16 protein-coding genes are annotated in these 19287 nt (G+C 70.8%); 11 read left to right on the top strand and 5 right to left on the bottom strand.

Features of this window, described 5'->3' with window-relative positions; all coding sequences use genetic code 11:
• Window position 1: 1 nt before the first annotated feature.
• The 3 genes from rpmF to mutM all read left to right on the top strand — a co-directional run bounded on the left by rpmF (window position 2) and on the right by mutM (window position 1980).
• Window positions 2-175 carry a 50S ribosomal protein L32 gene (gene rpmF, locus MB828_RS25095; RefSeq protein WP_003951102.1) on the top strand — a complete coding sequence of 58 codons (174 nt, stop codon included), beginning with the start codon at window positions 2-4 and terminating at the stop codon, window positions 173-175.
• A gap of 8 nt (window positions 176-183) precedes the next feature.
• Complete coding sequence (gene rnc, locus MB828_RS25100; RefSeq protein ID WP_301650184.1) at window positions 184-1035, top strand: ribonuclease III; 852 nt, start codon at window positions 184-186, stop codon at window positions 1033-1035.
• Between the two features lie 84 nt (window positions 1036-1119).
• Window positions 1120-1980, top strand: a complete 861-nt coding sequence (gene mutM / locus MB828_RS25105) for a bifunctional DNA-formamidopyrimidine glycosylase/DNA-(apurinic or apyrimidinic site) lyase (RefSeq protein ID WP_133027289.1) — start codon at window positions 1120-1122, stop codon at window positions 1978-1980.
• Here mutM and MB828_RS25110 read toward each other — a convergent pair.
• Both MB828_RS25110 and MB828_RS25115 read right to left on the bottom strand, forming a co-directional pair.
• The gene (locus tag MB828_RS25110; protein ID WP_301650185.1) at window positions 1953-2354 is read right to left on the bottom strand and encodes a winged helix-turn-helix transcriptional regulator; all 402 of its coding nucleotides are present in this window, start codon (window positions 2352-2354) and stop codon (window positions 1953-1955) included. The two genes, mutM and MB828_RS25110, sit on opposite strands and share 28 nt — an antisense overlap.
• Window positions 2355-2451: 97 nt before the next feature.
• Window positions 2452-3582 carry a CAP domain-containing protein gene (locus tag MB828_RS25115; RefSeq protein ID WP_301650186.1) on the bottom strand — a complete coding sequence of 377 codons (1131 nt, stop codon included), beginning with the start codon at window positions 3580-3582 and terminating at the stop codon, window positions 2452-2454.
• Between the two features lie 189 nt (window positions 3583-3771).
• Between MB828_RS25115 and MB828_RS25120 the strand changes: the two genes are divergently transcribed.
• The 4 genes from MB828_RS25120 (at window position 3772) to MB828_RS25135 (ending at window position 10296) form a co-directional block, all read left to right on the top strand.
• Entirely contained in the window at window positions 3772-4053 is a 282-nt protein-coding gene (locus tag MB828_RS25120; RefSeq protein WP_133027294.1) for an acylphosphatase, read from the top strand.
• A gap of 380 nt (window positions 4054-4433) precedes the next feature.
• Window positions 4434-4637, top strand: coding sequence for a hypothetical protein (locus tag MB828_RS25125; RefSeq protein ID WP_030048901.1), 204 nt, complete (start codon window positions 4434-4436; stop codon window positions 4635-4637).
• A gap of 251 nt (window positions 4638-4888) precedes the next feature.
• On the top strand, window positions 4889-8647 hold the full coding sequence (locus tag MB828_RS25130; protein ID WP_301650187.1) for an AAA family ATPase: 3759 nt from the start codon (window positions 4889-4891) through the stop codon (window positions 8645-8647).
• Window positions 8648-8877: 230 nt separating this feature from the next.
• A complete protein-coding gene (locus tag MB828_RS25135; RefSeq protein ID WP_133027296.1) occupies window positions 8878-10296 on the top strand; it encodes a sugar porter family MFS transporter in 1419 nt (472 codons plus the stop codon).
• A gap of 418 nt (window positions 10297-10714) precedes the next feature.
• Here the strand turns inward: MB828_RS25135 and MB828_RS25140 are convergent, their stop codons facing one another.
• Both MB828_RS25140 and MB828_RS25145 read right to left on the bottom strand, forming a co-directional pair.
• Window positions 10715-11686 carry an LLM class flavin-dependent oxidoreductase gene (locus tag MB828_RS25140; protein ID WP_301650188.1) on the bottom strand — a complete coding sequence of 324 codons (972 nt, stop codon included), beginning with the start codon at window positions 11684-11686 and terminating at the stop codon, window positions 10715-10717.
• A gap of 57 nt (window positions 11687-11743) precedes the next feature.
• A complete protein-coding gene (locus MB828_RS25145) occupies window positions 11744-13216 on the bottom strand; it encodes a cytosine permease (RefSeq protein ID WP_301650189.1) in 1473 nt (490 codons plus the stop codon).
• A 128-nt stretch (window positions 13217-13344) separates the two neighbouring features.
• Between MB828_RS25145 and ftsY the strand changes: the two genes are divergently transcribed.
• A complete protein-coding gene (gene ftsY / locus MB828_RS25150; RefSeq protein ID WP_301650190.1) occupies window positions 13345-14547 on the top strand; it encodes a signal recognition particle-docking protein FtsY in 1203 nt (400 codons plus the stop codon).
• An 85-nt stretch (window positions 14548-14632) separates the two neighbouring features.
• On the opposite strand, the gene MB828_RS25155 is transcribed toward ftsY, so the two are convergent.
• On the bottom strand, window positions 14633-15289 hold the full coding sequence (locus tag MB828_RS25155) for a bifunctional DNA primase/polymerase (RefSeq protein ID WP_301650191.1): 657 nt from the start codon (window positions 15287-15289) through the stop codon (window positions 14633-14635).
• A 457-nt stretch (window positions 15290-15746) separates the two neighbouring features.
• On the opposite strand from MB828_RS25155, the gene nsdA reads away from it, so the two are divergent.
• The 3 genes from nsdA to MB828_RS25170 all read left to right on the top strand — a co-directional run bounded on the left by nsdA (window position 15747) and on the right by MB828_RS25170 (window position 19251).
• A complete protein-coding gene (gene nsdA / locus MB828_RS25160; protein ID WP_301650192.1) occupies window positions 15747-17234 on the top strand; it encodes a transcriptional repressor NsdA in 1488 nt (495 codons plus the stop codon).
• A 341-nt stretch (window positions 17235-17575) separates the two neighbouring features.
• Window positions 17576-18916 carry an ammonium transporter gene (locus MB828_RS25165; protein WP_301650193.1) on the top strand — a complete coding sequence of 447 codons (1341 nt, stop codon included), beginning with the start codon at window positions 17576-17578 and terminating at the stop codon, window positions 18914-18916.
• Window positions 18913-19251 carry a P-II family nitrogen regulator gene (locus MB828_RS25170; protein WP_003997576.1) on the top strand — a complete coding sequence of 113 codons (339 nt, stop codon included), beginning with the start codon at window positions 18913-18915 and terminating at the stop codon, window positions 19249-19251. The genes MB828_RS25165 and MB828_RS25170 overlap by 4 nt, the downstream gene beginning before the upstream one ends.
• Window positions 19252-19287: the final 36 nt, after the last annotated feature.

Here is a 19287-nt window from a genome sequence, read left to right on the forward strand (position 1 = left end):
CGTGGCTGTTCCGAAGCGGAAGATGTCGCGCAGCAACACGCGCCACCGCCGGTCGCAGTGGAAGGCTGCGGTCCCCACCCTGGTTGCGTGCGAGCGCTGCCACGAGCCCAAGCAGCAGCACATCGCGTGCCCGTCTTGCGGCACCTACAACAAGCGCCAGGTCCTCGAAGTCTGAGCGGCCAGGTGAGAGGCACTGTGTCCAGTCCCAAGAAGGGCGAAGAGCCCAAGGCGGACCCGTCCGCCAAGAAGAAAGCGGACAGCACGGCCTCGTCCCACACGCTTCTGGAAGGGCGGCTCGGCTACAAGCTCGAGTCCGCCCTTCTGGTGCGTGCACTGACCCACCGTTCCTACGCGTACGAGAACGGCGGTCTGCCGACGAACGAGCGGCTGGAGTTCCTCGGTGACTCCGTCCTCGGCCTTGTCGTGACGGACACGCTGTACAACACCCACCCGGACCTGCCGGAGGGCCAGTTGGCCAAGCTCCGGGCCGCGGTGGTGAACTCGCGTGCGCTCGCGGAGGTGGGTCGCGGACTCGACCTGGGCTCCTTCATCCGGCTCGGCCGCGGTGAAGAGGGCACGGGCGGCCGGGACAAGGCGTCCATCCTCGCCGACACCCTGGAAGCGGTGATCGGCGCGGTCTATCTCGACCAGGGCCTCGATTCGGCGTCCGAGCTGGTGCACCGGCTCTTCGACCCACTGATCGAGAAGTCCTCGAACCTCGGAGCCGGCCTGGACTGGAAGACCAGTCTCCAGGAGCTCACCGCGACGGAGGGCCTCGGCGTGCCCGAGTACCTGGTCACGGAGACCGGCCCCGACCACGAGAAGACCTTCACTGCTGCCGCCCGCGTCGGAGGCGTCTCGTACGGCACCGGCACCGGCCGCAGCAAGAAGGAGGCGGAGCAGCAAGCCGCCGAGTCCGCGTGGCGCGCGATCCGCGCCGCGGCGGACGAGCGGGCCGAGGCCGCGGCAGCCGAGCGGGCCGCCGCAGCCGAGGCCGAGAAGGACGACGACTCGTCGTCCACCGCCTCCGCCTGACGAACAGCGCAGTCCGAGCGCCCGCCCCGGCACCAGCCGGGGCGGGCGCTCGGAGTCTTCCACGGTCCTGGAACGGGAGCCCCGATGCCCGAACTGCCCGAGGTCGAGGTCGTACGGCGCGGCCTGGAGCGGTGGGTCGCCCACCGGGTCGTAGCCGAGACCGAGGTCCTGCACCCGCGTGCCGTACGACGGCACGTGGCCGGCGCCGACGACTTCGCGCACCGGCTCAAGGGCCATCGCGTCGGCACTCCGAGCCGGCGCGGCAAGTACCTGTGGCTGCCGCTGGAGGACACGAACCAGTCGGTCCTCGCCCATCTCGGCATGAGCGGTCAGCTGCTGGTCCAGCAGCACGCGGCACCGGACGAGAAGCACCTGCGCATCCGGGTCCGGTTCGCGGACGGCCTCGGCACCGAACTCCGCTTCGTGGACCAACGCACCTTCGGCGGGCTGTCGTTGCACGACAACACCCTCGACGGGCTGCCCGACGTCATCGCGCACATCGCCCGCGACCCCCTCGACCCGCTGTTCGACGACGAGGCCTTCCACGAGGCGCTGCGCCGGAAGCGGTCCACCATCAAAAGGGCCCTGCTGGACCAGTCGTTGATCAGCGGGGTCGGCAACATCTACGCGGACGAGGCGCTCTGGCGCGCGCGTCTGCACTACGAACGCCCGACCGCCGGTTTCACCCGCCCCCGCACCACGGAACTCCTCGGTCATGTGCGGGACGTGATGAACGCGGCCCTGGCGGTCGGCGGCACCAGCTTCGACAGCCTCTACGTCAACGTGAACGGCGAGTCGGGGTACTTCGACCGCTCCCTGGACGCGTACGGCCGGGAAGGGCTGCCCTGCCGGCGGTGCGGTACGCCGATGCGCAGGCGCCCCTGGATGAACCGGTCCAGCTACTTCTGCCCGAAGTGTCAGCGGGCGCCGCGCGTCTCGTCGTAAAGCACCCGGGCGGCCAGCACCTCGTCCATCCGGCTCTCCACGAAGTGCACGACGGACAGCAGGCGTTCGGCGACCTCGTGACCGAGCGGGGTGAGTTCGTAGTCGACGCGCGGCGGGTTGGTCGGCTGCGCCTCGCGAAGCACCAGGCCGTCGCGCTCCAGGGCCTGGAGCGTCTGGGAGAGCATCTTCTCGCTGACGCCGTCGACCCGGCGGCGCAGCTCGTTGAACCGGAACGACCCCTCGTGCAGGGCGCTGAGCGTGAGTCCGCCCCAGCGGCCCATGACGTGTTCGAGGGTGGTGCGCGAGGGGCAGGCCCTGGCGAAGGCGTCGTACGGAGGGGGCGTCTCCTCGGCGCGGTCCTGGGTGACGGTCATGGACCAAGGGTACGGGAACACAGCGCTAACTGACAGGGTGCGCTAACCGTCGGTTAGCGCACCCTCCGCTGAGCGGCCCGCGGACAGCGGGCCGGGTTCAGTAGCCGAAGTCCTGCGTCCACCACGGGCCGCCCGCGCCGAAGTGCACGCCGACCCCGAGGGTCTTGAAGTCGCAGTTCAGGATGTTGGCACGGTGGCCTTCGCTGTTCATCCAGGCGTCCATGACGGCCTGGGCGTCGGCCTGGCCCCGGGCTATGTTCTCGCCGCCGAGGTTGGATATGCCGGCCGCCGCGGCCCGGTCCCACGGCGTCTTGCCGTCCGGGTCGGTGTGGTCGAAGAAGTCCCGCGCCGCCATGTCCTCGCTGAACGTCTCGGCCAGCTTGGTCAGCGAGGAGTTCGCGGACAGCGCGCTGCAGCCGACCTTGGCCCGCTCCTCGTTCACCAGCTTCAGCACCTCGGCCTCGGCGGCGGCCGCCTGGGACACGGTGATCGGCGCGGCCGCCCGCGCCGGCGCCTTGGTGGCCGTCCTGGAGGGCGTCGCCGCCGGCTTCTCCGTGGACGGCGTGGCGCTGGGCGTGGGCTTCTCGGCAGCCGGCTTCGTCGGGGTGGGCGAAGCGGAGGCGGACTTGGAAGCCGATGCGGACGGGGAGGCCGGCGCGGCCGGCGAGGCGGAGCGCTGGGTGTCCCGGCTGGTCGAGGAACCGGTGCCGCGGCTCTCGGCGCTGCCGGAGGTGCCGCCCTGCTCGGAGGCCGTGTTGCTGGGCACGCCGGCGGCCTGCACCCGGTCGCCGCCGGTGCTGCTGGTGCCGCCGAGCTTGTAGTTCTCCAGGCCCGGCACCACACCGGAGGCCACCGCGACGGTGCCGATGGCGACGGCGGCCGAGACCCCGAGCAGACCCGTGGCGACGGGCCGTCCGCCCTTCTTCCGGCGCCGGTGCCCGCCGCCGGAGGAGCCGCCGGCCGGGGTGAACTCCTCGACGGGGAAGGCGGTGGTGTCCATGAAACGGGCGTAGTCGCCCTCGGTGGCGAACAGGTAGGCCGAGCTGCGCGCGTTGGTGTCGGAGTACTCCTCCTGGTGCAGGTAGGGCGCGGTGCCCGTGCCGAACCGGAGGGCCGCGTAAGAGTCCTGCGGGTCGTGGCCGCCCGTGTACGGGTCGTTGTTCTCCGTGACCCCTGTGGCGCGGCCCGTGGCGGCGCGGCCGGCGGCGGAGCGTCGGTGGCGTCCCATGTCCTTGCCTTCTTCCCTCGTCCTCGCGGTCGGGGCCGACCAGGGGCCGATGTGGCCAATGACTCCTTCTGGTCAACCAGACTCACTCGATCGAGTGAGTTTCATATGAGATTCATTGGAGGGGGACGGTACCGCATGGCGCTGGGGGAGGCAGTGTCCCGAGTGACATTGGCCGGTTAGGTTGCACCCATGAGTGAGGATGTGCGACTGGTCGCCTGGGTCCGCGGACGGGTGCAGGGCGTGGGATTCCGCTGGTTCACGCGGGCCAAGGCACTGGAGATCGGCGGGCTGAGTGGTTTTGCTCTCAATTTGGGCGACGGCCGCGTGCAGGTGGTCGCGGAGGGCCCCCGCAAGGGCTGCGAAGGTCTGCTCGACTGGCTCCAGGGCGATGACACGCCCGGGCGGGTCGACGGTGTCACCGAGATCTGGGACACACCGCGGGGCGGCTACGACGGCTTCGCCATCCGCTGACTCCGCGCGGTGAAGGACCCGGACGGAAGCGGAGCGAACTGCCACCGGCATGTGCCCGAAGCAGAAAGGGCCTGGTGGTTGCCAAGAAGCGCGCGCCGTGGCAGGCTCCGCTGATACGCCTGACCGTCACGCCCCGAGGGCCCCGCCGGAGTCGCAGCGCCGCCCGCCAGGGCCGCGTTCCCCCGGGTTCGCCCGCCAATACGGGGCGTGATCGTGTTGACCGTCAAACTTTTTGGTGAGACGCTGAAAGCCCCGCGCACCTTAGTTGTTTGGCATGGCGCAACAGTCGAGCAACACTCGGATGTGTCAAGCACCGCGGGTGCGATCCCTCACGACCCACACCGCTTCGGTCGGTCACTCAGTGTGGAGGACCATCCATCATGGCAAAGGCGCTTCTCGGTTACGTCGGCGGCTCCGACCCGCGACTCCTCGCCGAGATGCGACGGCTCCAGCAGCGTGTCCAGGACCTCGAGTCCGAGCTCGGCCGGATCCAGGCCGAGAACGACGCGCTGACGGCTGCCGCTTCTCACGACAGGATCATGGAGAGCATCGACGCACACCAGGCGGAGCCTGCGCTCACCTGATCGCTGCATCGCTCCACAACAGCACATATGCAGTGGTTGGGCAGCCCTTCCAACCGCTCAAGTTGTCAAGATTTGCAAGGGACGCTCCGGCGTCCCTTCTTTCTTGCCCCCCTGCGCCCCGACCCGCTTGTAGCCCCGCGCATCCTTTCACCGTCTTTAACGTCTGGTGTGCCCTGCATGTTCATACGTGAAACCGCGGGGTTGCGGGGCTTCGTGGAGTGGGGTAGCGGCGGCGGGTAGAGTCCAGCGGCGTGCACCTCAAGGCCCTGACCCTGCGCGGGTTCAAGTCGTTCGCCTCGGCGACCACGCTCCGGTTCGAGCCGGGTATCACGTGCGTCGTCGGTCCGAACGGCTCGGGCAAGTCCAACGTCGTGGACGCGCTCACCTGGGTCATGGGCGAGCACAGCGCCAAGTCGCTGCGCGGCGGCAAGATGGAGGACGTCATCTTCGCCGGCACCACCGGCCGCCCGCCGCTGGGCCGCGCCGAGGTGTCCCTGACCATCGACAACTCCGACGGCGCCCTGCCCATCGAGTACGCCGAGGTCACCATCACGCGGATCATGTTCCGCAACGGCGGCAGCGAGTACCAGATCAACGGCGACACCTGCCGCCTGCTGGACGTCCAGGAACTGCTGAGCGACTCGGGTATCGGCCGCGAGATGCACGTCATCGTCGGCCAGGGCCAGCTCGACTCCGTCCTGCACGCCGACCCGATGGGCCGCCGCGCCTTCATCGAGGAGGCGGCCGGCGTCCTCAAGCACCGCAAGCGCAAGGAGAAGGCGCTGCGGAAGCTGGACGCGATGCAGGCCAACCTCGCCCGCGTCCAGGACCTCACCGACGAACTCCGCCGCCAGCTCAAGCCCCTCGGCCGCCAGGCGGCGGTCGCCCGCCGGGCCGCCGTCATCCAGGCGGACCTGCGCGACGCCCGCCTGCGCCTGCTCGCCGACGACCTCGTACGACTCCGCAACGCACTCCAGACCGAGATCGCCGACGAGGCCGCCCTCAAGGAACGCAAGGAAGCCGCCGAGCAGGAGCTGAAGAAGGCCCTCCAGCGCGAGTCGCTCCTGGAGGACGAGGTACGGCAGCTCACCCCGCGCCTCCAGCGGGCCCAGCAGACCTGGTACGAACTCTCCCAGCTCGCCGAACGGGTCCGCGGCACGATCTCGCTGGCCGACGCCCGGGTGAAGAGCGCCACCTCCACGCCCCCCGAGGAGCGGCGCGGCCGCGACCCCGAGGACATGGAACGCGAGGCCCAGCGCGTCCGGGAGCAGGAGGCCGAGCTGGAGGCCGCCCTGGAAGCGGCCCAGCACGCCCTCGACGACACGGTGGCGCACCGCGCCGAGCTGGAGCGCGAGCTGGCCGCGGAGGAACGGCGGCTCAAGGACGTGGCCCGCTCCATCGCCGACCGCCGGGAGAGCCTGGCCCGGCTGAACGGCCAGGCCGGTGCGGCCCGGTCCCGCGCGGCGTCGGCCCAGGCCGAGATCGACCGGCTCGCCGCCGCGCGTGACGAGGCCCAGGAGCGGGCGGTCACCGCGCAGGAGGAGTACGAGGCGCTCAAGGCCGAGGTCGACGGCCTCGACGCCGACGACCACGAACTGGCCGAACGGCACGAGACGGCGAAGCAGCGGCTCGCCGAGGCGGAGGCGGCCCTGACGGCGGCCCGCGAGGCGACCACCGCGGCGGAACGCCGGCGCGCCGCGACCCAGGCCCGCCACGAGGCACTGGCCCTGGGCCTGCGGCGCAAGGACGGCACGGGCATACTGCTCGGCGCGAAGGACCGCCTCACCGGGATCCTGGGCCCCGCCGCGGAACTCCTCACGGTCACCCCCGGCCACGAGATCGCCCTCGCGGCGGCCTTCGGCACGGCGGCGGACGCGATCGCCGTGACCACCCCCGCGTCGGCAGCCGACGCCATCCGCCTCCTGCGCAAACAGGACGGCGGCAGAGCAGCCCTCCTCCTGTCCGGCACCCCTGAACCAACTGTGTACAACGAGGGACACGACCAGGCGCCCCAAAGGGACGCGGGAAACGGCGCGACCGACCACGACACCGCGGCACCCGCCCCCCTGGACAACACCGGACACGATCAGGCGCCCCATAGGGGCGCGGGGAACGGCGCGACCGACCACGACGCACCCGCACCCGGCGGACGGGCTGTCCCCGCACCCCCTGCTCCGCAACCGGCCGCCGCCCTCCCCGCACCCCCCGCCCCGCAACCCGCCGCCGCTCTCGTCCGTGGCCCCGCCGAGCTCATGCCCGCCGTCCGTCGCCTCCTCCACGGCATCGTCGTCGTCGACACCCTCGAAGCCGCCGAAGAACTCGTCTACCGGCACCCCCACCTCACCGCGGTGACCGCCGAAGGCGACCTCCTCGGCGCCCACTTCGCGCACGGCGGCTCCGCGGGCGCGCCCAGCCTCCTCGAGGTGCAGGCCTCCGTCGACGAGGCCGCCGCCGAACTGGAGGAACTCGCCGTCCGCTGCGCGGAACTGGCCGAGGCGCAGGAGTCGGCCCAGGCCCACCGCAGGTCCTGCGCCGCCCTCGTGGAAGAGGTCGGCGAACGCCGCCGCGCCGCCGACCGCGAGAAGTCGGCCGTGGCCCAGCAGCTCGGCCGGCTCGCCGGACAGGCCCGCGGCGCGGCGGGCGAGGCGGAACGCTCCACGGCCGCCGCCGCCCGCGCCCAGGAATCCCTCGACAAGGCCCTCGAAGAGGCCGAGGTGCTGGCCGAGCGGCTGGCCGTCGCCGAGGAGATGCCGGTGGAGGAGGAGCCGGACACCTCCGCCCGGGACCGGCTCGCCGCCGACGGCGCCAACGCCCGGCAGACCGAGATGGAGGCCCGCCTCCAGGTCCGTACCCACGAGGAACGCGTCAAGGGCCTGGCCGGCCGCGCCGACTCCCTCGACCGCGCCGCCCGCGCGGAACGCGAGGCCCGCGCGCGTGCCGAACAGCGCCGGGCCCGGCTGCGCCACGAGGCGGCCGTGGCGGAGGCCGTCGCCTCCGGCGCCCGCCAGCTCCTCGCGCACGTCGAGGTCTCGGCCGGCCGGGCAGACCGGGAACGGGCCGCCGCCGAGGCCGCGAAGGCGCAACGCGAGCAGGAACTGACCGCCGCCCGCGGCACCGGCCGCGACCTCAAGGCGGAGCTCGACAAACTCACGGATTCAGTTCACCGGGGCGAGGTACTCGGCGCCGAGAAACGGCTGCGGATCGAGCAGCTGGAGACCAAGGCGCTGGAGGAACTCGGTGTGGAACCGGCGGGACTCATGGCGGAGTACGGCCCGCACCAGCTGGTGCCGCCCTCGCCCCCCGCCGAGGGCGAGATGCTGCCCGAGGACCCCGAGCACCCGCGCAACCAGCCGAAACCCTTCCACCGGGCCGAGCAGGAGCGCCGGCTCAAGGCGGCCGAGCGCGCCTACCAGCAGCTCGGCAAGGTGAACCCGCTCGCCCTTGAGGAGTTCGCCGCCCTCGAGGAACGGCACAAGTTCCTCAGCGAGCAGCTGGAGGACCTGAAGAAGACCCGCGCCGACCTGCTTCAGGTCGTGAAGGAGGTCGACGAGCGTGTCGAGCAGGTCTTCACGGAGGCGTTCCGGGACACGGCGAGGGAGTTCGAGGGCGTCTTCAGCCGGCTCTTCCCGGGCGGTGAGGGACGGCTCTTCCTGACCGACCCCGACAACATGCTCACCACGGGCGTGGACGTCGAGGCCCGCCCGCCGGGCAAGAAGGTCAAGCGGCTCTCCCTGCTGTCGGGTGGTGAACGCTCGCTGACCGCCGTCGCGATGCTGGTGTCCATCTTCAAGGCGCGCCCCAGCCCGTTCTACGTCATGGACGAGGTGGAGGCGGCCCTGGACGACACCAACCTCCAGCGGCTGATCCGCATCATGCAGGAGCTCCAAGAGTCCTCGCAGCTGATCGTGATCACGCACCAGAAGCGCACCATGGAGGTGGCCGACGCGCTGTACGGCGTCTCCATGCAGGGCGACGGTGTGTCGAAGGTCATCAGCCAGCGCCTGCGCTGACGTGCGCTGACCGGAATCCCTTCACGTTCCCTTCAAGAACTGAACGTATTCCTCCGATGATCACTCGACAACGTCACACTCACCTGACTATTGACTTCGATACTTGAAGGCATAGTCTCTGCAACGTTGCTTTTACCTTCAGGTGTGAGCGGCGTGAACCTGTGCGCCACTTGACCTGAGAGGGCTCACCCCCCACCCGGCAGCGTTGCCGGTGGCCCGAGGAGTTTCTTGTGACCAGCACTGCGCAGGCACCCCAGTCAGGAGCCGGGACGGCTCACCCCGATCATCTCGGGCATGTCATCTTCATCGCGGCGGCGGCCGCGATGGGCGGGTTCCTCTTCGGCTACGACAGCTCCGTCATCAACGGCGCCGTCGAGGCGATCCGGAGCCGTTACGACATCGGGTCCGCGGCCCTCGCCCAGGTCATCGCCATCGCCCTGATCGGCTGTGCCATCGGTGCCGCGACCGCGGGCCGGATAGCCGACCGCATCGGCCGCATCCGGTGCATGCAGATCTCCGCCGTGCTGTTCACCGTCAGCGCCGTCGGTTCGGCGCTGCCCTTCGCCCTGTGGGACCTCGCCTTCTGGCGGATCGTCGGCGGTTTCGCCATCGGCATGGCCTCCGTGATCGGCCCCGCCTACATCGCCGAGGTCGCCCCGCCGGCCTACCGCGGCCGTCTCGGGTCCTTCCAACAGGCCGCGATCGTCGTCGGCATCGCCATCTCGCAGCTGGTCAACTGGGGTCTGCTCAACGCCGCCGGCGGCGACCAGCGCGGCAAGCTGATGGGGCTGGAGGCCTGGCAGGTCATGCTGGGCGTCATGGTGATCCCGGCCGTCCTGTACGGTCTGCTCTCCTTCGCGATCCCCGAGTCCCCGCGCTTCCTGCTCTCCGTCGGCAAGCGGGAACGCGCCCGCGCGATCCTCGAAGAGGTCGAGGGCAAGAACGCGAACCTGGACGCCCGCGTCGCCGAGATCGAGCACGCGATGAAGAGCGAGCACAAGTCCACGTTCAAGGACCTGCTCGGCGGCTCCTTCTTCTTCAAGCCGATCGTCTGGGTCGGTATCGGCCTCTCCGTCTTCCAGCAGTTCGTCGGCATCAACGTCGCGTTCTACTACTCCTCGACGCTGTGGCAGTCGGTGGGCGTCGACCCGACGGACTCGTTCTTCTACTCCTTCACGACGTCGATCATCAACATCATCGGCACCGTGATCGCGATGATCTTCGTGGACCGCGTCGGCCGCAAGCCGCTGGCCCTGATCGGTTCGGTCGGCATGGTCATCGGTCTCGGCCTCGAGGCCTGGGCCTTCTCCTACGACCTGGTCGATGGCAAGCTCCCGGCCACGCAGGGCTGGATCGCCCTGATCGCCGCGCACGTCTTCGTCCTCTTCTTCGCCCTGTCCTGGGGTGTCGTCGTCTGGGTCTTCCTCGGCGAGATGTTCCCGAACCGGATCCGTGCCGCCGCGCTGGGCGTGGCCGCCTCCGCCCAGTGGATCGCCAACTGGGCCATCACCGCGAGCTTCCCGTCGCTGGCCGACTGGAACCTCTCCGCGACCTACGTGATCTACACGGTCTTCGCGGCCCTCTCCATCCCGTTCGTGCTCAAGTTCGTCAAGGAGACGAAGGGCAAGTCGCTGGAGGAGATGGGCTGACCCGCCCCCTCGAACTCGGGGAGAAGGGCCAAGTCCCCGCTGCCCCTCTCCTCGTATCCCCCGTCGCCCCCGCCCGGTCACTGCCCGGGCGGGGGCGACGGCTTTCCCCACACAAACCGACGCCCACTCACCCTGCGCCCCCACCACCAGCTCCGCCCGCTTTCTGAACCGCCCCACTCCCTGCGCGCCCGCCGCCGGCTCCGCCCGCTTTCTGAACCGCCGCCCACACTTGTCCGCCGCAGCGGCGATGGGCCACGACGGCGGTGTCCGGCGGCGCCCGGCTCGCCCCCGCCCCCCTTCCGGGGCACCCGCTTCTGACCGCCGTCCACTCGTGTCCGCCGCGGCGGCGATGGGCCACGACGGCGGTGTCCGGCGGCGCCCGGCTCGCCCCCGCCCCACGCCGAAGCGGCCCGCCCCCCTATGCCGACAGGGCCGGGAGTACGGATTCTGCGAACAGCCGTAGGCTTCGCCAGCCCTCCTCGACCGGCATTCCGCCCGCCAGGGGATGCAGCACCAGGTTGTCCAGCCCCGCCGACACGCACTGCTCCGGCGTGAGGATGCGGTAGACGCCCTCCGCGCGGAGTTCCGCCACCGTCGTCGCCCCCGAACGCACCGCCGAGTGGATGTCCCCGGACTGCCAGGACGCGTAGGTCCGGGCCTCGTGCAGGAAGTGCTCTCCGTACCGCTCCCACGCCCGGTCCGGGTCCTCGGCGATGTGCAGCAGCGGTGTCTCGGCCGTCGGCATCATCGTCCAGCCCTCCGTGCCGTACTCGGTGAGCCGCTCCTTGTAGTAAGCCTCCAGTTCCGGAAGGTGCGCGCTCGGGAAGAAGGGCAGGCCGAGCCGGGCCGCGCGGCGGGCGGCGGCCTTGGAGGAGCCGCCCACCAGCAGCAGCGGGTGCGGGTCGGTGAAGGGGCGCGGTGTGACCCGTACCGTACGGCCCCGGTACTCGAACTCCTCGCCGCTCCATGCCTTCAGCACCGTCTCCAGCACCTCGTCCTGGAGCCGCCCCCGCCGCTTCCAGTCCACGTCGAACAGGGCGTACTCCTCGGGCCGGTAACCGATCCCGGCCACCGTCACCAGCCGCCCGCCGCTGAGCAGGTCGAGGACCGCGATGTCCTCCGCCAGCCGCAGCGGGTCGTGCAGCGGGCCGATCACGGCCGACACGGTCACCGCGATGGAGCGCGTCGCCCCGAACACGGCGCCCGCGAACGCGAACGGCGACGGGAGCCAGTTGTTGTCCACCCCGTGGTGCTCCTCGGTCTGGACCGTGGTGACCCCGTGTGTGTCGGCGTACGCGGCCATCTCCACGGCCGCCCGGTAACGGGCCCCCAGGGACGCGGAGTCGGCCCCGGGCTCGACGAGGTTGAAGCGAACGACCGAGACGGGCATGGGAGTTCCCCTTCACCTTGGCCGGCGGCTGTGGCGGGGACAGTAGCTGACGGTGCGTCAGACAGCCAGAGGCGCGGGCTCCCCGGCCGCCGCCGTCACCACCGCCGGCTTCGGCAGCACCGCGTACACCAGGCCCGAGAGGCCGATCGTCGCCAGCCAGCCGAGCCCGTACCGGCCGACGGGGTTGTTGGTGGCGAGCGGCCCGGTGAACCAGTCGGAGCCGGTGAACAGGAGGCCGGTCGCCAGCCCGAGCGCCCAGGCCGTCACGGCGGCGGGGGAGAAGCCCGCCCGATACCAGTAGGCGCCGGCCGGGGTCGTGTCGAGGAGGGCGGCGGCGTCGTACTCGCGCCGCCGGAGCATGTCCACTCCGAAGACGCCCACCCACGCCGAGAACGCCACCGCGAGCAGTGCCAGGAAGGCGGTGAAGGCGCCCATGAAGGAGGTCGCCGCCAGCATCAGGACGGCGCCCAGGACGAGCGAGATCACCGCGTTGACCGAGACCGCCCAGAGGCGGTGGACGCGGAAGCCGAGCGTCTGCGCGGTGAAGCCCGCCGAGTACATGGACATCGCGTTGATCAGCAGCATGCCGACGAGGGCGATCAGCAGGTACGGCACCGCGAGCCACCGGGGGAGGGCCGCGCCCAGGAAGGAGACCGGGTCGGCGGCCCCCGCGAGGTCGGGCATCGCCGACGCGGTCACCGCGCCCACCAGCACCAGGGGGAGTACGACGATCCCCGCGCCGGCGGCCGTGTTGCGCACGATCGCCGTCGAGGACGCCGTACCCGGCAGGTAGCGCGTGAAGTCGGGTGCGGCCGGCGCCCAGCTCATCCCGCCGGCCGCGATCAGACCGACCCCGGTGACCAGCGCGGCCGTGGAACCGGCGCCCTGCCCGAACACCCTGCCCCAGTCCGCCGTCACCACCAGGCGGCCGACGACCAGCACGGAGAAGGCCCCGAACAGCCAGGCCGCCCAGCGGTTGCAGCGCTGCACCAGCCTGATGCCCATGCCCGAGATCACGAACGTCGCGGCCACGAAGAGCAGCAGGGTCGCGATGATCAGCGCGGTGTTGCTCCGGACACCGAAGAGCACGTCCAGGACGGTCAGCAGGGCATAGGCGCCGGTCACCGCGTTGATCGTCTCCCACCCCCAGCGCGCCACCCAGATCAGCCCGCCGGGCAGCAGGTTGCCACGCTGCCCGAAGACCGCCCGTGACAGGGCCATACCGGGGGCGCCCCCGCGTTTGCCCGCGATGCCGATCAGTCCGACCAGCCCGTAGGCCACCACCGGCGCGACACCGGCCACCACCAGGATCTGCCAGAAGTTCAGCCCGAACGACACGGCCAGACCGGCGCCCATGGTCACCAGCAGGACCGTGATGTTGGCGGCGATCCAGGTGGGCAGCAGACCGCGGGTCGTCGCGGTGCGCTCGGAGTCCGGAACCGGCTCGATGCCCCGGGTTTCCAGGCCGTGGTGCGCCAGCGACTCTTCGAGATGTTCGAGCGCGCCGTCGTGACGGGCGGTGGTGCTCATGGTCAATCATCGTACGTTAGACCGACTAATCCGCTCAAAAGGTACGCCCGTATTCGGGGGATCCTCCAGGGACTCCTTCGCGAGGGAACAAAGTCGGCCGTGATGGAGGGATGGATACTGGACGGGTTATGGAAACCGTCATCCTTGCTGTAGTCATCGCCGTGGTCGTGCTCGGCGCGCTCGGCGGGCTCGTCGTCGGCAGCCGGCGCAAGAAGTCGCTGCCCCCGCCGCCCCCCGCCGCGCCCGACATCACCGCGCCCCCGGCCGAGCCGCACGTCGGCGACGAGGCCGAGACGCCGCGCGACGAACCGCGCCGGACGATAGAGGAGGTCGATCTTCCCGACGGCTCGGCTCCCGTCGTCGTGGAAGAGCCGCCCGTCCCCGAAGCTCCCGCGATCGAGATCCCGGAGCCCACTGCCGGCCGCCTGGTCCGGCTGCGCGCCCGGCTGTCCCGCTCCCAGAACGCCCTCGGCAAGGGGCTGCTCACGCTGCTCTCGCGCGAGCACCTCGACGAGGAGACCTGGGAGGAGGTCGAGGACACCCTGCTCACCGCCGACGTCGGTGTGCAGCCCACCACCGAACTGGTCGACCGGCTGCGCGAGCGCGTCAAGGTGCTCGGCACCCGCACCCCCGACGAGCTGCGCGGGCTGCTGCGCGAGGAGCTGCTCAAGCTGGTCGGCACCGACGTCGACCGCGCGGTGCAGACCGAGCCCGAGGACCGCAAGCCCGGCATCGTGATGGTCGTCGGTGTCAACGGCACCGGCAAGACCACCACCACCGGCAAGCTCGCCCGGGTGCTCGTCGCCGACGGCCGGACGGTCGTCCTCGGCGCCGCCGACACCTTCCGGGCCGCCGCCGCCGACCAGCTCCAGACCTGGGGCGAGCGGGTCGGCGCCCACACCGTGCGCGGGCCGGAGGCCGGTGACCCCGCCTCCGTCGCGTTCGACGCGGTGAAGGAGGGCAAGGAGATGGGGGTCGACGTCGTCCTCATCGACACCGCCGGGCGGCTTCACACCAAGACCGGGCTCATGGACGAGCTCGGCAAGGTCAAGCGGGTCGTCGAGAAGCACGCCCCGCTGGACGAGGTGCTGCTCGTCCTCGACGCCACCACCGGGCAGAACGGCCTGGTCCAGGCCCGGGTGTTCGCCGAGGTCGTGGACATCACCGGCATCGTGCTCACCAAGCTGGACGGCACCGCGAAGGGCGGCATCGTGATCGCGGTCCAGCGCGAACTGGGGGTTCCGGTCAAGCTCATCGGCCTCGGCGAGGGCGCGGACGACCTGGCCCCGTTCGAGCCGGAGGCGTTCGTTGACGCCCTTATCGGGGAGTAGCAGCCGGGTAAATTTACCCACAGCTGCAAGAAGCGCCCGTTCCCGGGACACAGCCGGGAGCGGGCGCTTCGCTGTGTGCGGAGCCCTACGCCCGCGAGCGGTGCGCCACGTACGCCAGCGTCCCCAGCAGCAGGCGCGCGGCCGGCGGCCTGGTCGCCGAGTCCAGGGCCGGCGGCCGCAGCCAGCGCACCGGGCCCAGGCCGCCCCGGTCCGACGGCGGCGCGGTGATGTACGCACCGGAGCCGAGGCCGCGCAGGTCGAGCGAGGTCGGGTCGTCCCAGCCCATGCGGTAGAGCAGGCCGGGGAGTTCGGCGGCGGCGCCGGGGGCGACGAAGAAGTGGGCGCGGCCCTCCGGGGTGGCGGTGACCGGCCCGAGCGGCAGGCCCATGCGCTCCAGGCGGACCAGGGCGCGCCGCCCGGCGGGCTCGGCGACCTCGATGACGTCGAACGCGCGGCCGACCGGCAGCATCACCGCCGCGCCCGGGAACTCGCCCCAGGCCTTGGTGACCTCGTCGAGCGTGGCGCCCGCGGACACCTGGGGCGCGAAGTCCAGCGGGTGCGCGCCCGGCGCGGGACAGTCGGCGTGCCCGCAGGAGCACGCCCCGGCCGCGGCCCGGGCGCCCGGCACCACGTCCCAGCCCCACAGGCCGGTGAACTCGGCGACGGCGGTGCAGTCCGACGAACGACCGCGCCGACGTGTGCCGGAGCGGATCTCTCGCATGCCGCCGATCGTGAAGCCCATGCCCCCTCCAACGGGTCCGGCGCGCCGGTGGTTACGACACGGAACGGGACTGAAACGGAACGTGACGCTACGGCTCCGCTTTCCCGTCCGCCCGCACGGTCAAGGCGGCGCCTCGAAGCATTCCGGGTGGTGTACCTGAGGACACGCGCCCCCGAACGCATCGTTCCGCCAACTCCCGGCCGTCCTATGTCAAGTGAATCGCGCCAAGGGCATCGTGAGTTCATTCGAAGGGGTGGCGAATGGTGGCGTTTCCGGGATCGCCATGGCTGGACCAGTGATCGTAGGATTACTTTGAGTGCACGAGGCCTGGGGGCACATGCACTCGTGGGTATGCCGGAGGCAACTCGGGATCCCGTTCGAAGGGTGAGAACCGCGGGACGGGCGGCCGTATTTACCGGCATTCTGATAGGGCTTGGCGCATCCGGCATCAAGTGGTCTCAGGGATGGGGGCGTTCCAGTGGGCGGCAACGGCGGAAGCGGGGCGACCGCGACCAGCACCGACAAGCGCCCCAATGAGCTGCTCAACTCGTGGTTCGTGCGCAGTGGCTGGTCGAAGGGCGAGCTGGCGCGGCAAGTGAACCGCAGAGCACGCCAGTTGGGCGCCAACCACATCTCCACCGACACGTCCAGGGTGCGCCGCTGGCTCGACGGGGAGAACCCGCGCGAGCCCATCCCCAGGATCCTCTCCGAGCTGTTCTCCGAGCGGTTCGGCTGTGTCGTCTCGGTCGAGGACCTGGGTCTGCGGGCCGCACGCCAGTCACCCTCCGCGACCGGCGTCGACCTGCCCTGGACGGGCCCGCAGACAGTGGCCCTGCTCAGCGAGTTCTCGCGCAGCGACCTGATGCTGGCGCGGCGCGGCTTCCTCGGAACCTCGCTGGCCCTGTCGGCGGGCCCGTCCCTCATCGAGCCCATGCAGCGTTGGCTGGTCCCCTCGCCGGGCGGCCCGCAGCACGCGGTCACCGAGTCGGCGGCCGAGTCCCGCCGGCCCGGCCGCCTCTCCAGGCCCGAGCTGGAGCTGCTGGAGTCCACCACGGTGATGTTCCGCCAGTGGGACGCCCAGTGCGGCGGCGGACTGCGCCGCAAGGCGGTCGTCGGCCAGCTGCACGAGGTCACCGACCTGCTCCAGGAGCCCCAGCCCGAGGCCACCTCCCGCAAGCTCTTCCAGGTCGCCGCCGAACTCGCCGAACTGGCCGGCTGGATGTCGTACGACGTCGGGCTCCAGCCCACCGCCCAGAAGTACTTCGTGCTCGCCCTGCACGCGGCCAAGGAGGCCGGCGACAAGCCGCTCGGCTCGTACGTGCTCTCCAGCATGAGCCGTCAGATGATCCACCTCGGCCGGCCCGACGACGCGCTGGAGCTGATCCACCTCGCCCAGTACGGCAGCCGGGACTGCGCCAGCCCGCGCACCCAGTCGATGCTGTATGCGATGGAGGCCCGCGCCTACGCCAACATGGGCCAGCCCGGCAAGTGCAAGCGGGCGGTCCGGATGGCCGAGGACACCTTCGCCGAGGCGGACGAGTGGGACGAGCCGGACCCCGACTGGATCCGCTTCTTCTCCGAGGCCGAGCTCTACGGCGAGAACTCGCACTCCTTCCGCGACCTCGCCTATGTCGCCGGCCGCAGCCCCACCTACGCGTCCCTGGCGGAGCCCCTGATGCAGCGGGCCGTGGAGCTGTTCGCCAAGGACGCCGAGCACCAGCGGTCGTACGCGCTGAACCTGATCGGCATGGCCACCGTGCACCTGCTGCGGAGCGAGGCCGAGCAGAGCACGGTGCTCGTCTCCGAGGCCCTGGGCATCGCCAAGAAGGTGCGCTCCGAGCGCGTGAACACCCGTATTCGAAAGACGGTCGACTCGGCCGTCCGTGACCACGGCGACCTCGCGGCGGTCGTCGACCTCACCGAGCAGCTGGCCGCCGACCTGCCGGAGACCGCCGAAGCGGTCTGACCTCCGGCGACCCCGGACCCCGGCCGCGGCCGGCCCTCCCGAACTGCCCGACTCGGCTCCCCCATGCCAGGTCATTCGGAAGGCCACCGCGGCCGGCTCTCTTGTGCCGGGATGCCTCCCCGGGAAGGTTGCGTCACGATAACGATCCCGCAGTCGGACATCTCGCAGTTCATCGACGCGTAACACGCAAGGCGCCTTCGTCACCCCGGCGAAACAACGAGGGGCACCGACCGAAACCGCGCTGCGCCAATCTCATGGCGCATAACCGGCCCACCCCCCGCTTCACCGGACCGCTCACGCTCCGACCCGCACGGGGCCGTACAACCGACGAGGAGACGCCGATGGCATCAGCCGCCATCACGCTTGCCGCGGAGGCACCCAAGCTGTCTGCCGCGAACACGGGCTTCATGCTCATCTGCTCCGCCCTGGTGCTGCTCATGACGCCGGGACTCGCCTTCTTCTACGGCGGCATGGTCCGCGTCAAGAGCACCCTCAACATGCTGATGATGAGCTTCATCAGCATCGGGATCGTCACCATCCTGTGGGTGCTCTACGGCTTCTCCCTGGCCTTCGGCTCCAGCAACGGCTTCATCGGCTTCAACTCCGACTGGCTGGGCCTGAGCAACATCGGCCTGACGGAGCTCTGGGACGGCTACACGATCCCGATCTTCGTCTTCATGGTCTTCCAGATGATGTTCGCGGTCATCACGCCGGCCCTGATAAGCGGCGCCATCGCGGACCGCGTCAAGTTCTCGGCCTGGGCGCTCTTCGTCGCCCTGTGGCTCACGGTTGTCTACGTCCCGGTCGCCCACTGGGTCTGGGGCGCCGACGGCTGGGCCTTCAAGCTCGGCGTGATCGACTTCGCCGGTGGTACCGCGGTCCACATCAACGCCGGTGCCGGCGCCCTCGGCGTCATCCTGGTCATCGGCAAGCGCGTCGGCTTCAAGAAGGACCCGATGCGCCCGCACAGCCTCCCGCTGGTCATGCTCGGCGCCGGGCTCCTGTGGTTCGGCTGGTTCGGCTTCAACGCCGGCTCCTGGCTCGGCAACGACGACGGCGTCGGCGCGCTGATGTTCGTCAACACGCAGGTCGCCACCGCCGCCGCCATGCTCGCCTGGCTCGCCTACGAGAAGATCCGGCACGGCGCGTTCACCACGCTGGGCGCCGCCTCCGGAGCGGTCGCCGGTCTGGTCGCGATCACCCCCTCGGGTGGTGCGGTCTCCCCGCTCGGCGCGATCGCCGTCGGTGCCATCGCCGGTGTCGCCTGCGCCGCGGCCGTCGGCCTGAAGTTCAAGTTCGGCTACGACGACTCCCTGGACGTGGTCGGCGTCCACATGGTCGGCGGCATCATCGGCTCCCTGCTCATCGGCTTCTTCGCCACCGGCAAGGGCCAGTCCACCGCGACCGGTGTCTTCTACGGCGACCACTCCTTCACCCAGCTGTGGAAGCAGTTCGCCGGTGTCGGTGCCGTCCTCGCCTACTCCCTCGTCGCCTCCGCCGTCCTCGCCTTCCTCCTCGACAAGACCATCGGCATGCGGGTCTCCGAGGACGACGAGATCTCCGGCATCGACCAGGCCGAGCACGCCGAGACTGCATACGACTTCAGCGGCGCGGGCGGCGGTGTCGTCAGCGCCATCGCAGGCGGAGCCCTGGCCGGTTCGAGCAAGAAGGTGGACGCATGAAGCTCATCACCGCCGTCGTGAAGCCGCACCGGCTCGACGAGATCAAGGAAGCCCTGCAGGCCTTCGGCGTCCACGGCCTCACGGTCACCGAGGCCAGCGGCTACGGTCGGCAGCGCGGCCACACCGAGGTCTACCGTGGTGCCGAGTACACCGTCGACCTGGTTCCCAAGATCCGCATCGAGGTGCTGGCCGAGGACGACGACGCCGAGCAGCTGATCGACGTGATCGTCAAGGCCGCGCGCACCGGCAAGATCGGTGACGGCAAGGTCTGGTCGCTCCCGGTCGAGACCGCCGTGCGGGTGCGCACGGGCGAGCGCGGCCCCGACGCGCTGTAGAACAGAACCACCATCTGCATACAGGCAGGAGTCGCC

The organism is Streptomyces arenae (assembly GCF_022343545.1).
Classification (GTDB): domain Bacteria; phylum Actinomycetota; class Actinomycetes; order Streptomycetales; family Streptomycetaceae; genus Streptomyces; species Streptomyces humi.